Genomic DNA, 12,736 nt, shown 5'->3' with positions numbered 1-12,736 from the left:
TCACCTAATGATGTGGGGGGCCGGGCGGGCCGTAGATCAGCTGGAACATCCAGATGATGAAGCCGTAGCCGCCGACGACGCCGACAGCGAGGATCGGCCAGATGATGATGGCGAGCACGATGAAGGCGACGATTTCCTCGCGCCGCGATGGGGGCGGAACCGCGTTCCGCGCCATAGCGTGATCTTCGGAGATGATCGGAGCCATTGTCGGCCTCGACACGCGCCTGCAGAGCCAGTTTGAAGCTCTTCAAAAGAAGTAGCGCGATCTTGCCGCAATGTCGATGGAACGGCGGCCACTATCTCGGTAGGGAAACTGGCTGGGGCGGGAGGATTCGAACCTCCGTATGGCGGAATCAAAATCCGCTGCCTTACCACTTGGCGACGCCCCAACGGCCTGCGCGGCGCAGCCACGCGTGCGGGCGCGGACATAGCCACAGTCCGGCGGCGCTTTCAACTCATGCGTCACCCACAGCTCGTTTTGATCGCCGCATCAGAATGCTGTCGCATCGCCCTTGCCGCGTGGCTGTTTGCCGTGCTAGAGGCTCGCGCCGCGGCGGAGTGTAGCGCAGCCCGGTAGCGCACCTCGTTCGGGACGAGGGGGTCGCAGGTTCAAATCCTGCCACTCCGACCAGCATTTACAAGGGTTTCCCGGACCCAACAGACATCATTCCGATAAGTATCGTGGCAGGTTTCGGCGCTCGTCCGCGGGCCCGTCGATGGCGGGCATGCCGCGTTGGTCTGGCGTCGGCTCAGTTCGAACGGCGACTGGAAATCAAGGGTCGCAAAGAGACAGAAGACGAGTTCCTCGATCGGCCGAATAGCTCGGAACGCGCTCCCCGACAGCGCTGGCGCCCCCACGCAGTGTGACGTCAAAACCTCGCGGCCTGCAGATCCCGTCCGAGCCCCAGGCGGCCGGTGAGGCCGTAATTGTTGGGACTCATCGCAATGTGCCTGACCGCAGCATGTACGTCCTGAACGCAGCGCGTGAGGGCCTCGGCTTCGAAGATCGCCGAAGCCCCGGCGAGTGCCGCCAACGAATCGACGATATGGACTGCGCTTTCTGCAGCAAACGCGCACGCCGCGCGCAGGTTGATGCGCGCGCGGACAAGGCGCTCGCCCCCTTGACCAGTCGCTTGCATAAGCTCCGTCATGGCAGCCACGAGCAGGGCGCGTGCCGCCGCGTGGCGCGTGTCTGCCCGTCCGACGGCATCCTGTACGATCTCCCGGTCGGCGAGAACGCCACTGGTGCCTGGCCTCGATTTCTGGGTGGCCAAGACCTTGAAGCGTTCGATTGCGCAGTGTGCGATCCCCAGCGGCACCACGGAAACCGTCCAGGCAAAAACCGAGAGGCCCGGCATGCGGTAGAGCAGGCCGGGCTGCGTCGCATGGGGATCGGGGAAGGCGTGCGTATGCTCGAGCGGAACGAACACGTCGTTCACCGCCCAATCGCAACTCCCCGTCGCCCGCAGGCCGCTGACGTGCCAGGTATCGAAGGTGACGATGTCGGCAGGGGAAAAATAGCAGGCGATCGTCTTCTGTCCCTTCCCGTCATCGGGATCGGGCACCGCGCACAAGCCCATCAACCTTGATGCGTGATGGACACCGCTGCCGAAGGGCCAGCGGCCCGTGACCCGGTACCCACCGTTCGTCGAGACCGCTTGGCCCACCGCGCCGGTGGCGCCGACCACGAAGCTGTTGGGCTTTGCAAACCACTCCCGGGCGACCGCCTCGTCGAGATATCCGGCCACGCGGCTCATCCCCGCGCCGTTGCCGACCAGCCATCCAATCGAAGCATCGACCGCCGCCGCCGCTTCGACGATCTCCATGAAGTCGAGCGGCGACAATTCAAGTCCGCCCAGGCCCTCGGGAAGCCACAGCCTCATAAGGTCGGCATCCGCGAGTGCGTCGAACACGCACGATGGCAGACGCCGGTCATTGGCTGCTGCCACGCGATGCCGCTCGATCAGAGGCGCTAATGCCTGTACGGCAGCTTTAAGCGGGGCGACGTGTTGCGGGTTGCGGGGTCTCTCGGCAAGGGCTGTGTTTGCGTCACGGCTGGCCATCTGTCCCCCAGGCGATTGCGGAGCAAGGTGGCAGTATAGCGGCGCGGCCGATGGCCGCGAATGGCCGGAGCCTCGACGGCGCCACTCGCCCGCGCTCCGGCAGCTCAGCCCGGCGCCTTGTGGATAGGGTCGATCCAGAGCACGTCTTCCGGCGCCTCCACCGGCTCGATGTCCGGCAGGTTCACCACCACCGCCTCATTGTCGGAACGCACCACCACGCATTCCAGCGGTTCCCCGGGATCGGCGTTGATTTCCTGGTGCGGCACATAAGGCGGTACGAAGATGAAGTCGCCGGGGCCGGCCTCGGCGACATATTCCAGCTTCTCGCCCCAGCGCATGCGGGCGCGCCCGCGCACCACATAGATCACGCTCTCCAGCGCGCCGTGATGGTGGGCGCCGGTCTTGGCGTTCGGCTCGATCCGCACCGTGCCGGCCCAGATCTTCTGCGCGCCGACACGGGCAAGATTGATCGCCGCCTGCCGATACATGCCGGGCGTCTGTGCGGCGTTGGGATCGAGCTTGTCGCCGGGGATGACGCGCACGCCGTCATGCTTCCAGCGCTCGTGCTCGTGCGGGTGGTCGTGAACATGGTCGGGATGATCGCGCATGGTCTCGCCTCCTCATGCCGGCCCGAAGGTGCCGTCGGGGCGCAGGCGCTCCAGCACCCCGGTCGCCACCGCGAAATAGGCGCCGTGCATGGTGAGCCGGCCATCGGCGACGCGTTCGCTGATCCAGGGAAAGGTTTCCAGATTGCGCAGCGAGAGTTTCACGCAGGCATATTCGGCAACGCGCCGGCGCTCTTCCGGATCCTTGGTCAGGTTCTCCGCCACCACGATCGCCGGATCGGCGATCTTGATCCAGTCCGGCAGGAAGTCCTGTGCCACCGCCGGCCCGCCCTCAAGCGCGGCGCGCACGCCGCCACACAGCGCGTGGCCGAGCACGACGATGTTGGCCACCTCCAGCACCTTCACCGCGAACTCCAGCGCCGCGCTGGTGCCGTGATGGGCATGGTCCGGCGTCTGGTAGGGCGGCACGAGATTGGCGACGTTGCGCACCACGAACAGTTCGCCCGGCCCGGCATCGAAGATCATGGACGGGTCGACCCGGCTGTCGGAGCAGGCGATCACCAGGGTCTGCGGCCGCTGCCCGCGCGCCGCCAACTTCTCGAACAGTGCCTTGCGCTCGGGCCATGCAGTGGCGCGGAAGCGGCGATAGCCATCCAGAAGCTCGTCCATCAACTCTCCCCGGTGCCAGACGACAAATGCGTGACCGCGCGCACCATCGCCCCCGCGCTGCGCCGCGGCAATACCCTACGCATCGTCACCTCGACGGTCGCGCATACGTGCGCTAATGCGGCGAGGGTCCTCGCGGGAGCGCCGTCATGGCTGATGAAATCGCCTTCAATCGCCGCTTCGAGGCTCTACCCGGCGTGGTGGAGACCGTGGCGGCAGGCGTGCGCCGCGTGCTGGCGCCCAATCCCGGCCCGTTCACCTTCACCGGAACCTGCAGTTATATCATCGGCGTGGGCGAAGTGGCGGTCATCGACCCCGGCCCGGACGACGCGCGGCACGTCGCCGCGCTGCTCGGTGCGGTGCGCGGCGAAAAGGTGACGCACATCGTGCTGACCCATGCGCACCGCGACCATGTCGGCGCCCTGCCGGCATTCCAGGCCGCGACCCGCGCGCCGACTTATGCGGAGGGCCCGCACCGCCCGGCGCGGGTGCTGCATCTCGGCGAGGCCAACCCGCTCGACGCCAGTTCCGACCATCGATTCCAGCCCGACGTCGTCGTGCCCGATGGCGGGCGCATCGAGGGCCGCGGCTGGGAACTCATCGGCGTTGCGACACCGGGCCATGCGGCGAACCACATGGCCTATGCGCTCGACGGCACCGACATGCTGTTCTCGGGCGACCATGTGATGGGCTGGTCGACCTCCATCGTCGCCCCGCCGGACGGTGCGATGAGTGACTACATGGCCTCGCTGCACAGACTGCTGGCGCGTCCGGAACGGCTCTATCTGCCGGGCCATGGCGATGTGGTGCCGGATGGGCCGGGTCTGGTGCGCGGTCTCATCCGCCACCGCGAGGCCCGCGAGCGGGCTATACTGGACGCGCTGGAGGCGGGTCCGCTGGCGATCCCGGAGATTGTCGAGCGGGTCTATGTCGGGCTCGATCCGCGCCTCAAGTCCGCGGCAGGGCTGTCGGTGCTGGCGCATCTGGAAGAGCTGGTGGCGGAGAGCGTGGTGACGACGGACGGCGCGCCAGCGATCGGCGGCACATATCGGCCTAAGTAACAACAATAAGCGTCATCCCGGCTCGGCCTTCGGCCGTCCGGGATGACCGCTCAATTGAAGCTCACCGCCGGCGGCGGCCGCGTTCGTCGGAGAGCTCGGCGAATACGTCGTCGATGCGGCCGGCATTCAGCCCGAGATCGCGGTCGCCATGGCGCGAGACCGAGCGCATGTCGACCTTGGCGCCGTTCGGCGTCGGCCGTACCCGGATCACGATGTCCCAGCGCATGGCGAGCACCAGATTGCTGGTCACCGCCTCGATGCGCCCGTCGCGCAGGCCACCACGCGGCGGCGTGGCGTCGACGATCTGCCATTTGCGCCGGTTCGCCAGCGCCAGCAGCGAATTATAGATCTCGTCCGGCGTCGAATCGAACTCGATGGTCTTGATCTGCGGATAGGCGTCCGCCTGCTGCTTGGCGACGTCCTCGCCGCCATAATCGAGCGGATTGGCGGTGCGCGAGCGGGCGAAGCCCAACGCACGGAACACCGGCGGATCCTCGGTGTCGGTCGAGATGTCGTGGATCGCCGGCAGGCGCGAGGTATAGGCGGCGACCGCGGCCGGCGGCAGCAGCAGTGCCAAGGCGAGGGCGGCGGCGCCGACGACGCGCCCCAGCCCCTTCAGCCCGTCATTCCAGATGACGATGAAGGCGGCGATGGCGAGCAGCAGCGCCAAAGCGGCGAGGCCGAGCCCGGCCAGCATGGTGCGCAGCGAAGTCTCGAAATCGAGCGTCTCGGTCCAGTAGAGCACGAAGCCGAGCAGTGTGACGGGAATCGCGAACACCGCCGTGCGCAGGCTCCACACCGCCAGCCGCGACATGCGCTCTTCGATATAGAGCCGCCGGCGGATCATGACGTCACTGCCTCGCGCGCCTGCGTCAGCAGGTCGGCCAGCGCGTCGACATCATCGATGATGAGGTCGGCCTCGTTCGCGAATGGGTCGACCGCAGCCGGCCCGCTGCGCACCAATATGGCGTTGGCGCCCGCAGCCTTCGCTGCGACGAGGTCGTGATGGGTGTCGCCGATCAGCGCGACCTGGTGCGGGGCCAAGCCGGAATCGCGGCAGAACGCCTCGATCATGCCGGGGCCGGGCTTGGCGCCGTGGCCGGAATCATAGCCATAGACCCCACTCAGCAACCCGGTGAGGCCGAGCAGTTCGGCCTGCAGCCTGGTGTTTGCCTCGGCGTCGTTGCTGGCAATGCCAAGCTCGAAGCCGGCCGCCCTCAGCCGGGTGAAGGCCTGTTTGGGGGTGCCGATCGGCGTGATGAAGCGCCGGCCCTCTTCCCTGAACAGGACATCGATCTCGGTGAGGAAGGCGCGGTCCGGGGTGCGGCCGAGGATCTCCGCCCAGAGCGGCCCATACTCCGCGGATGAGCCGGCAAGCAGCGGCGAGGTGGGCAGGAAGCGATCCTCATCGGGCAGGAAGTGGCTCACATCCTGGAGCCTGGCGATGTGGTCGGCATTGCCGTTGGCGATGCGGCGGATCACTTCGCCGGCCGCCGGACCCCAGGTGCGGTCGAAGTCGACGAGCGTGCCGTCCTTGTCGAACAACAAAGCGCGCAGGGCGTTCACGTCATGTGGTCCCGGAATAGGCGAGGCGAAGAGTGGCTGATATCATGAAAACCACGGCGCTCCCAAGAACCCTGAATTCGTTTCCGAATTCGACCATCAATTCCATGTGGCGCCCTGACAGGACGGGCGTGGTTTGGATTGGGATGTGAGGGGGCTTCGCCCGGCGGCAAGGGTTATGCCGACAAGGGTTATGCCGGCGCGGGTTCTGGCGGCGTGTGCCGGGCTGGCTGTGCTGCTCGGCTCCTCCGCTGGCGCTTTCGCGCAGGAATCGCTGCCGCAGGCCCTGGATCGCGCCGGCAACGCGGCGAACCGCGCGCTCGGCGAGATGCTGGGGGTGAGGCCGGCCAAGCCTCCCGCCAAGCGCAAGCCGGTGGCGCGGCAAGGCACCAAGCCGGATGCCAAACCCGACGCCGCGCCAAAGCAGGCTGATCCCGTGCCGAAACCGCCGGATACAGCCGCCAAGATCGATAGCCCGAAGTCCGATAGTCCGAAGTCCGATAGTCCAAAGTCCGATAGTCCGAAATCCGCTACCGCGAAATCCGGCAAGGCGGCCGGGCCGGCGGCAAGCGTCGACGTGCCGTTGCCGCCCGAACCGCCGGTGTCACGTGCCGCCACGCTGGCTCCGAAGCAGGAGCCTGCTGCGGCGCCCAATCCGCGCCCCGCCCCGCTTACTGCCCCGGCCCCGCCAGTTGCATCGAAAGAGGTGATCCCGGCGCCGGCCCCCGTGGCCCCTCCGGTGCCACGTCAGACGGGTTCGCAGAAATCCTCCGCCGCGCCGAAGCCTTCCCTCGTTCCGCCTCCGGCACCTCAGCCTGCGCCTGTGGTCGAGGTCGCGCCGCCGCAGCGCACCGCGCTTGCCATCGTGCCGTTGCCGCCGCCGCGTCCTGCGCTCGCCACCCCGGTTGCCTTGCCGCCGCCGTCCGCGCCCGCCGAACCCGCTGCTCCAGCGGCCGCGCCTCCTGAGGAGCCTGCGCCGGCATCAGGTATTGCGACCGGCTGTGCGGAACTGGCGGAAGCCGGCATCGCGACATTCGCTGTCGCCGATCCGCCGGCCGCCATGGGGGCATGCGGCATCGAGCGGCCGGTACGGCTCGCCGCGGTACGCCTGACCGGCGGCCAACTGGTGCCGCTGGAGCCGGCGGCGCTGCTGCGCTGTGACATGGCCTTCGCCGTGGCGCGCTGGATTCGCGAGGAGGTGGCGCCGACGGTCGCCACGCTCGGCTCGCCGCTGGACAAGGTGATGGTCGCCGCCTCCTATGATTGCCGCCCGCGCAACCGCGTCTCCGGCGCCAAGATGAGCGAGCATGGCCGCGGCAATGCCATGGACACGAGGGGCTACAAGCTCGAGGACGGCCGCATTGTGGAGATTGGCGGCAAGGGCAAGGAGGCGATGCCGGTCGCCTTCCAGGAGCGGCTGAAGGCGAGCGCCTGCGGGCGCTTCAAGACCATCCTCGGGCCAGGCTCGGACGGCTATCACGAGGAGCATCTGCACGTCGATCTGCAGCCGCGGCGCAGCAACACCGCGCTCTGTCATTGGGCGGTGCGCGACATGGATGCGCCCAAGCCCGCGCCCGCCACCGATCCGAAATCTTCGTCGGAAGACGCCGCGAAGACGGACGGCTCTGCGGCAGCGGGTGACACGGCGCCGGATGCCAAGCCGGCGCCGCCGGCCGCCGCACCTGCCGCGGATGCCAAGCCGGCGGCTGCGTCCAAGCCGAACGCACGCGCCGCGTCCTCCGGAAAGCCGAAATCCGCATCGGCGAAGCCTGATGCGGCCAAGCCGCCGCAGGCAAAGCCGCCTTCCGTCAAACCCCGGCCGGCGCCCGCCGCCGGGCAATAAGTCGCTCAGAATCGTTCGTGTCGAGCCCTCTCCGACGAACAGCCGGCTTCCGGGCGGCGCCGAGGGGCTCTAGGGTAGGCGCTCGCTGGTCCTTCCGGAGTTCCGCCATGCTTACAAACCTTCAGGCTCGCGACGTCGAGACCCTGGTGCATCCCTATACGAACCTCGTCGCCATCCGCGAGGTCGGCCCGCTGGTGCTGGAGCGCGGCCAGGGCGTTTGGGTGCACGATTCCGAAGGCAAGCCGTATCTCGAAGGCATGGCCGGCCTGTGGTGCACGGCGCTCGGCTACGGCAATGAGGAACTTGTGGAAGCCGCGGCGACGCAGATGCGCAAGCTGCCCTACACCCACATCTTCGGCGGCAAGAGCCATGATCCGGCGATCGAGCTCGCCGAGAAGCTGAAGGATATGGCGCCGGTGCCGATCTCCAAGGTGTTCTTCACCTGCTCGGGGTCGGAGGCCAACGACACCCAGATGAAGCTCGTCTGGTACATGAACAATGCGCTCGGCCGGCCGAACAAGAAGAAGATCATTTCGCGCATGCGCGCCTATCACGGCGTGACCATTGCCTCGGCCTCGCTCACCGGCCTGCCCGGCAACCACACCGATTTCGACCTGCCGATCGCCGGCATCCGCCACACCACCTGCCCGCATCATTACCGGCTCGCCGAGCCCGGCGAGAGCGAGGAGGATTTCGCTACCCGCCTCGCCGCCGATCTCGAGGCGCTGATCGTGGCGGAGGGCCCGGAGACGGTGGCCGCCTTCATCGCCGAGCCGGTGCTCGGCGCCGGCGGCGTCATCGTGCCGCCGAAGACCTATTACCCGAAGATCCAGGCGGTGCTGGAGAAGTACGACGTCTTCTTCATTGCCGACGAGGTCATCACCGGTTTCGGCCGGCTCGGCACCGCCTTCGGCTGCACCGCACTCGACATGCGCCCGAACTCCATCTCCATCGCCAAGGCGCTGTCCTCCGCTTATCAGCCGATCGGCGGCGTGATGATTCCGGAAGACATGTACCAGGCCATGCTGGAGGAGAGCCGCAAGCTCGGCTCGTTCGGCCACGGCTACACCTATTCCGCCCATCCGGTGGCGGCGGCGGTGGCACTGAAGACCCTGGAGATCTATGAGCGCGAGAGCGTGTTCGAGCGGGTGCGGGCCAAGATCCCGCACTTCTCGGCGCGCCGCGCGGCGCTGGAGGATCACCCGCTGGTCGGCGAGGCGCGCGGCATGGGGCTGGTGGCGGGCATCGAGATCGTCGCCAACAAGACCACCAAGGCGCAGTTCGACCCCAAGCTCGGCGTGGCCGCCAAGTGCGTCGCCTTCGCCCAGGAGGAGGGATTGATCGTGCGCAGCGTGTTCGGCGACGCCGTCACCATCTGCCCGCCGCTGGTCATCTCCCCGGCCGAGATCGACGAGTTGTTCGACCGCCTGACCCGCGCGCTCGACAGGACGCTGGACTGGGCAAGCCGGGAGAAGCTGCTGGCGGCGTGACCGCTCATCGAGCGACGCGCCTTCGGAAAGTCACGACGCGCGACGCATAGCTTGTTGACTGTCGGACGCGGCGGGAAAGTTCCGCCGCGTCGCCCAGCCTCGTCGATTCCCTCCGATGCCGCAGTTCATCACCCGTCGGACCTTGCTTGCCGGCACCGTCACAGTGCTCGCGACGGGCGCGGCGACCTTGGGCTATGCGCGCTATGTCGAGCCGTCGATGCGCCTGGTGGTCACCACCTATCGGCCGCAGGCGCGCTGGCCCGACGATTTTCCGCTGACCATCGCGGCGCTGGCCGATTTCCATGTCGGCGAGCCGGTGATGGGGCTGGCGCGCATCGAGGAGATCGTCGCCCGTACCAATGCGCTGCGGCCCGATCTCATCGTGCTGCTTGGCGACTACACGCCGAGCATGCGCTCCATCACCCGGCACGTGCCGCTGCCCGAGGCGGCGCGTGCACTTGCCGGGCTCAAGGCGCCGCTCGGCGTCTGGAGCATCCTCGGCAATCACGACTGGTGGAACGACGCGGATGTGCAGCGCCAGCGCCGCGGCCCGCCTCCCGTGCACCGCGTGTTGGAGGCGGCCGGAATCCCGGTGCTGGAGAACAAGGCGCAGCGGCTGAACAAAGGCGGGCGCGCCTTCTGGCTCGCCGGGCTCGGCGACTCCTGGGCCTATATACTTCCCGGGTTTCGGAACTTCCGCGGCGTCGATGACCTGCCGGGGACGCTTGCCCAGCTCGACGCGCATACGCCGGCCATCCTGCTGGCGCATGAGCCCGATGTCTTCGTGCGCGTCCCGGACCGAATCGCGCTCACTCTGTCCGGTCACACCCATGGCGGACAAGTGCGGATCGCCGGCTGGTCGCCGGTGGTGCCGTCCGAGTTCGGCAATCGATTTGCCTATGGCCATGTGGTGGAGGATGGCCGCCATCTCATCGTATCGGGTGGGCTTGGCTGCTCCGGCAAGCCGCTGCGCATCGGCGTGCCGCCGGAGATCGTGCTGGTGGAGCTGGGATCGCGCCCGGGCACCGGGCCGGGTTAGACTGCCGGCGTCATGATGCCTCTTCGAAGAGCGTGCCTTCAGAAAGTCACAACGCTCGACGCATAGCTTGTTTGAATCTTCCACAGGTGATCTGTCCGATGCCGCGTCTCATCAGCCGCCGGGTCCTGCTGGCCGGCACCGTCACCATGCTCGGCACCGGTGCGGCGACGGCCGGCTATGCGGGCTATGTCGAGCCGTCCATGCGCCTCGTCGTCACCACCTATCGGCCGCAGCCGCCCAACTGGCCGGCGGACTTGCCGTTGTCCATCGCCGTGCTGGCCGACCTGCATGTCGGCGAGCCGGTGATGGGACTGGCGCGCATCGAGGAGATCGTCGAGCGCACCAACGCGCTGAAGCCGGATCTCATCCTGCTGCTCGGCGACTACATGCCGAGCATGCGCATCATCACCCGCTATGTCCCGCTGCCGGAGGCGGCGCGCGTGCTCGCCGGGCTGAAGGCGCCGCTCGGCGTCTGGAGCGTCCTCGGCAATCATGACTGGTGGGACGATTCGAACGTGCAGCGCGATCGCAAGGGCTGGCCGCTCGTCCGCCGCGCTCTGGAGGGGGCCGGCATACCCGTCCTGCACAACAAGTCGCTGCGGCTGGAAAAGGACGGGCGCGGCTTCTGGTTGGCCGGGCTCGGCGACACCATCGCCTATGTGCTGCCGGGGCACGGCAACTTCGCCGGTGTCGACGACCTGCCCGGCACGCTCGCCCAGATCGATGGTGACGAGCCGGCCCTCATGCTGGTGCATGAGCCGGACGCCTTCGTCCGCATGCCGGAGCGGATCGCGCTCACCTTGTCCGGCCACACCCATGGCGGGCAGGTGCGGATCGCCGGCTGGTCGCCGGTGGTGCCGTCCGAATACGGCAATCGCTTCGCCTATGGCCACGTGGTGGAGGGCGGCCGCCATCTCATCGTCTCGGGCGGGCTCGGCTGTTCCGGCCTGCCGGTACGCATCGGCGTGCCGCCGGAGATCGTGATGGTGGAACTGGGGACGGGCGCGGCACCCATATCCTGACGCGGCCGGTTTTCAGGGCCTGAAAGCAAGGAAGCGCAGCCCGGAGAGGGACTGCGCTTCCAAGGCCCCCAAGGCCCCCGGTATTCGAGTTAGAGAACGACGTCCTAGAGCATTGCCCGATCGGATGGAATCATCTGATCGAAGAGGAATTGCTCCAGCTTATTGAATCTAGAGCGCTTTCTTGTCGTTCGGATGTTTCCATCCGAACGGAAAGGGCTCTAGAGGACGACGACTTCGGTGCCCTGCGGCACGCGGTTGTAGAGGTCGATCACGTCTTCGTTCAGCATGCGGATGCAGCCCGACGAGATGGCCTGCCCGATATATTCCGGCTGGTTGGTGCCGTGGATGCGGAACAGCGTGTCCTTGTTGCCCTGGTACAGGTAGAGCGCGCGGGCACCCATCGGATTGTGCGGGCCGGGACCGACGAAATTCGGGATGCCGGTGAGCCGCTGCTTGATCTCCGGCGTCGGCGTCCAGGTCGGCCATTCGGTCTTGCGACCGACCTTGGCTTCGCCCTTGAAGGCGAGGCCTTCTTCACCAACGGTCACGCCGTAGCGGATGGCCTTGCCGCCGTCCTCGACGTAGTAGAGCCACTTCTTGTCGGTATCGACCACGATGGTGCCGGGCTTCTGGCTCCCGGTGTAGTCGACGATGCTGCGCTGGTACATGTCCGGCGGCAGCACCTTCTTGTACGGCGCATTGGCCAGCAGCTGCTTGTCCCGAGGCTTCATCGAGGCTTCGGGGGCTGGTTCCTTGGTCGCCACACTGCAGGCGCCCAAGCACAGCGCGATAAGCACCGCACCCACCCTACGCAACGTCATGTCAAGCCTCTCCAAAATGCCGTGTTTTCGCCGGTCCGCGGCCAGCGAACGTCAGTCATTATCGGATAGCTTAAGTCGCGATTGCCTTGAAGAGGCCACGATGCAGCGCGATGCGTCTGGCGCCCAACTGTTGCGGAAATGCCGCAGTTTTGGTCGATAGAGCCGAAGTGGTTCCAGATACGTCCTGGGGCCTTATCCAAGCCCATGAAGTTGCATATTTTTGACGCAGTCGCTGCCCATCTCATTGGCAACCCGAACTGGATGCAGGGAGGGCGGCGTATGGAGGAAGTCATGTCTGTCGACGAGTCCCGGGAATTCGAGCCCGGCAGCGAGCGCTGGGAGCGTTCGGAGCAAAGCGCACACTGGCGTGAGATCGGCATCTCCGCGGTCGCGGCCGCGGCGCGCTATTCCTATGACAAGCCGGCTGTCGAGCTCCCCGCCAAGGGCGAGACGAAGGCCGAGGACGCGAAAGTCGTAACGATTCGCGACATCGAGTATTTCGCGGCCTGATCCCCGCCGGCCAAGGCGCCCTTGAGGGCTGCCCCCACTTGGCCGAGCCGGCATCGCCCGATGCTCCCTGCCCCCTATCGACGCGAACGAAA

13 protein-coding genes and 2 tRNA genes are annotated in these 12,736 nt (G+C 67.1%); 7 read left to right on the top strand and 8 right to left on the bottom strand.

Features of this window, described 5'->3' with window-relative positions; all coding sequences use genetic code 11:
- Positions 1 to 4: 4 nt before the first annotated feature.
- The gene (gene napE / locus G3545_RS17005; protein WP_246702906.1) at positions 5 to 175 is read right to left on the bottom strand and encodes a periplasmic nitrate reductase, NapE protein; all 171 of its coding nucleotides are present in this window, start codon (positions 173 to 175) and stop codon (positions 5 to 7) included.
- A 139-nt stretch (positions 176 to 314) separates the two neighbouring features.
- Positions 315 to 389, bottom strand: a tRNA-Gln gene (locus G3545_RS17000).
- Positions 390 to 554: 165 nt separating this feature from the next.
- Between G3545_RS17000 and G3545_RS16995 the strand changes: the two genes are divergently transcribed.
- Positions 555 to 631, top strand: a tRNA-Pro gene (locus G3545_RS16995).
- Between the two features lie 238 nt (positions 632 to 869).
- Here the strand turns inward: G3545_RS16995 and G3545_RS16990 are convergent.
- From G3545_RS16990 to G3545_RS16980, 3 genes are all read right to left on the bottom strand, one after another.
- Positions 870 to 2,063, bottom strand: coding sequence for an acyl-CoA dehydrogenase family protein (locus G3545_RS16990; protein ID WP_170014463.1), 1,194 nt, complete (start codon positions 2,061 to 2,063; stop codon positions 870 to 872).
- 104 nt (positions 2,064 to 2,167) lie between these two features.
- Entirely contained in the window at positions 2,168 to 2,671 is a 504-nt protein-coding gene (locus G3545_RS16985; RefSeq protein WP_170014462.1) for a cupin domain-containing protein, read from the bottom strand.
- Positions 2,672 to 2,683: 12 nt separating this feature from the next.
- Positions 2,684 to 3,298, bottom strand: coding sequence for a carbonic anhydrase (locus G3545_RS16980; protein WP_170014461.1), 615 nt, complete (start codon positions 3,296 to 3,298; stop codon positions 2,684 to 2,686).
- Positions 3,299 to 3,444: 146 nt separating this feature from the next.
- Here G3545_RS16980 and G3545_RS16975 point away from each other — a divergent pair, with 146 nt between their 5' ends.
- A complete protein-coding gene (locus G3545_RS16975) occupies positions 3,445 to 4,356 on the top strand; it encodes an MBL fold metallo-hydrolase (protein ID WP_170014460.1) in 912 nt (303 codons plus the stop codon).
- 61 nt (positions 4,357 to 4,417) lie between these two features.
- On the opposite strand, the gene G3545_RS16970 is transcribed toward G3545_RS16975, so the two are convergent.
- Both G3545_RS16970 and G3545_RS16965 read right to left on the bottom strand, forming a co-directional pair.
- Positions 4,418 to 5,203, bottom strand: a complete 786-nt coding sequence (locus G3545_RS16970; protein ID WP_170014459.1) for a DUF1499 domain-containing protein — start codon at positions 5,201 to 5,203, stop codon at positions 4,418 to 4,420.
- Positions 5,200 to 5,922 carry an HAD-IA family hydrolase gene (locus tag G3545_RS16965; RefSeq protein ID WP_170014458.1) on the bottom strand — a complete coding sequence of 241 codons (723 nt, stop codon included), beginning with the start codon at positions 5,920 to 5,922 and terminating at the stop codon, positions 5,200 to 5,202. The genes G3545_RS16970 and G3545_RS16965 overlap by 4 nt, the downstream gene beginning before the upstream one ends.
- Before the next feature lie 175 nt (positions 5,923 to 6,097).
- Between G3545_RS16965 and G3545_RS16960 the strand changes: the two genes are divergently transcribed.
- The 4 genes from G3545_RS16960 to G3545_RS16945 all read left to right on the top strand — a co-directional run bounded on the left by G3545_RS16960 (position 6,098) and on the right by G3545_RS16945 (position 11,313).
- Positions 6,098 to 7,762, top strand: coding sequence for an extensin family protein (locus G3545_RS16960; RefSeq protein WP_170014457.1), 1,665 nt, complete (start codon positions 6,098 to 6,100; stop codon positions 7,760 to 7,762).
- 107 nt (positions 7,763 to 7,869) lie between these two features.
- Positions 7,870 to 9,252, top strand: coding sequence for an aminotransferase (locus tag G3545_RS16955; RefSeq protein WP_170014456.1), 1,383 nt, complete (start codon positions 7,870 to 7,872; stop codon positions 9,250 to 9,252).
- A 115-nt stretch (positions 9,253 to 9,367) separates the two neighbouring features.
- A complete protein-coding gene (locus G3545_RS16950; RefSeq protein WP_170014455.1) occupies positions 9,368 to 10,291 on the top strand; it encodes a metallophosphoesterase in 924 nt (307 codons plus the stop codon).
- A gap of 98 nt (positions 10,292 to 10,389) precedes the next feature.
- Positions 10,390 to 11,313, top strand: coding sequence for a metallophosphoesterase (locus tag G3545_RS16945; RefSeq protein WP_170014454.1), 924 nt, complete (start codon positions 10,390 to 10,392; stop codon positions 11,311 to 11,313).
- Between the two features lie 218 nt (positions 11,314 to 11,531).
- Here the strand turns inward: G3545_RS16945 and G3545_RS16940 are convergent, their stop codons facing one another.
- A complete protein-coding gene (locus G3545_RS16940; RefSeq protein WP_246702445.1) occupies positions 11,532 to 12,134 on the bottom strand; it encodes a L,D-transpeptidase in 603 nt (200 codons plus the stop codon).
- Between the two features lie 291 nt (positions 12,135 to 12,425).
- On the opposite strand from G3545_RS16940, the gene G3545_RS16935 reads away from it, so the two are divergent.
- Positions 12,426 to 12,644, top strand: a complete 219-nt coding sequence (locus tag G3545_RS16935) for a hypothetical protein (RefSeq protein WP_246702444.1) — start codon at positions 12,426 to 12,428, stop codon at positions 12,642 to 12,644.
- Positions 12,645 to 12,736: the final 92 nt, after the last annotated feature.

The organism is Starkeya sp. ORNL1, assembly GCF_012971745.1.
GTDB lineage: Bacteria > Pseudomonadota > Alphaproteobacteria > Rhizobiales > Xanthobacteraceae > Ancylobacter.
This window is presented reverse-complemented; position numbering and strand designations above follow the sequence as displayed.

Bases quoted from the DNA above. Each gene is read 5' to 3' on its own strand.
- G3545_RS16970 (WP_170014459.1), bottom strand. From the start codon at position 5,203: ATGATCCGCCGGCGGCTCTATATCGAAGAGCGCATGTCGCGGCTGGCG.
- G3545_RS16950 (WP_170014455.1), top strand. From the start codon at position 9,368: ATGCCGCAGTTCATCACCCGTCGGACCTTGCTTGCCGGCACCGTCACA.
- G3545_RS16935 (WP_246702444.1), top strand. From the start codon at position 12,426: ATGTCTGTCGACGAGTCCCGGGAATTCGAGCCCGGCAGCGAGCGCTGG.
- napE (WP_246702906.1), bottom strand. From the start codon at position 175: ATGGCGCGGAACGCGGTTCCGCCCCCATCGCGGCGCGAGGAAATCGTC.
- G3545_RS16945 (WP_170014454.1), top strand. From the start codon at position 10,390: ATGCCGCGTCTCATCAGCCGCCGGGTCCTGCTGGCCGGCACCGTCACC.
- G3545_RS16985 (WP_170014462.1), bottom strand. From the start codon at position 2,671: ATGCGCGATCATCCCGACCATGTTCACGACCACCCGCACGAGCACGAG.
- G3545_RS16955 (WP_170014456.1), top strand. From the start codon at position 7,870: ATGCTTACAAACCTTCAGGCTCGCGACGTCGAGACCCTGGTGCATCCC.
- G3545_RS16990 (WP_170014463.1), bottom strand. From the start codon at position 2,063: ATGGCCAGCCGTGACGCAAACACAGCCCTTGCCGAGAGACCCCGCAAC.
- G3545_RS16975 (WP_170014460.1), top strand. From the start codon at position 3,445: ATGGCTGATGAAATCGCCTTCAATCGCCGCTTCGAGGCTCTACCCGGC.
- G3545_RS16960 (WP_170014457.1), top strand. From the start codon at position 6,098: ATGCCGACAAGGGTTATGCCGGCGCGGGTTCTGGCGGCGTGTGCCGGG.
- G3545_RS16980 (WP_170014461.1), bottom strand. From the start codon at position 3,298: ATGGACGAGCTTCTGGATGGCTATCGCCGCTTCCGCGCCACTGCATGG.
- G3545_RS16940 (WP_246702445.1), bottom strand. From the start codon at position 12,134: ATGACGTTGCGTAGGGTGGGTGCGGTGCTTATCGCGCTGTGCTTGGGC.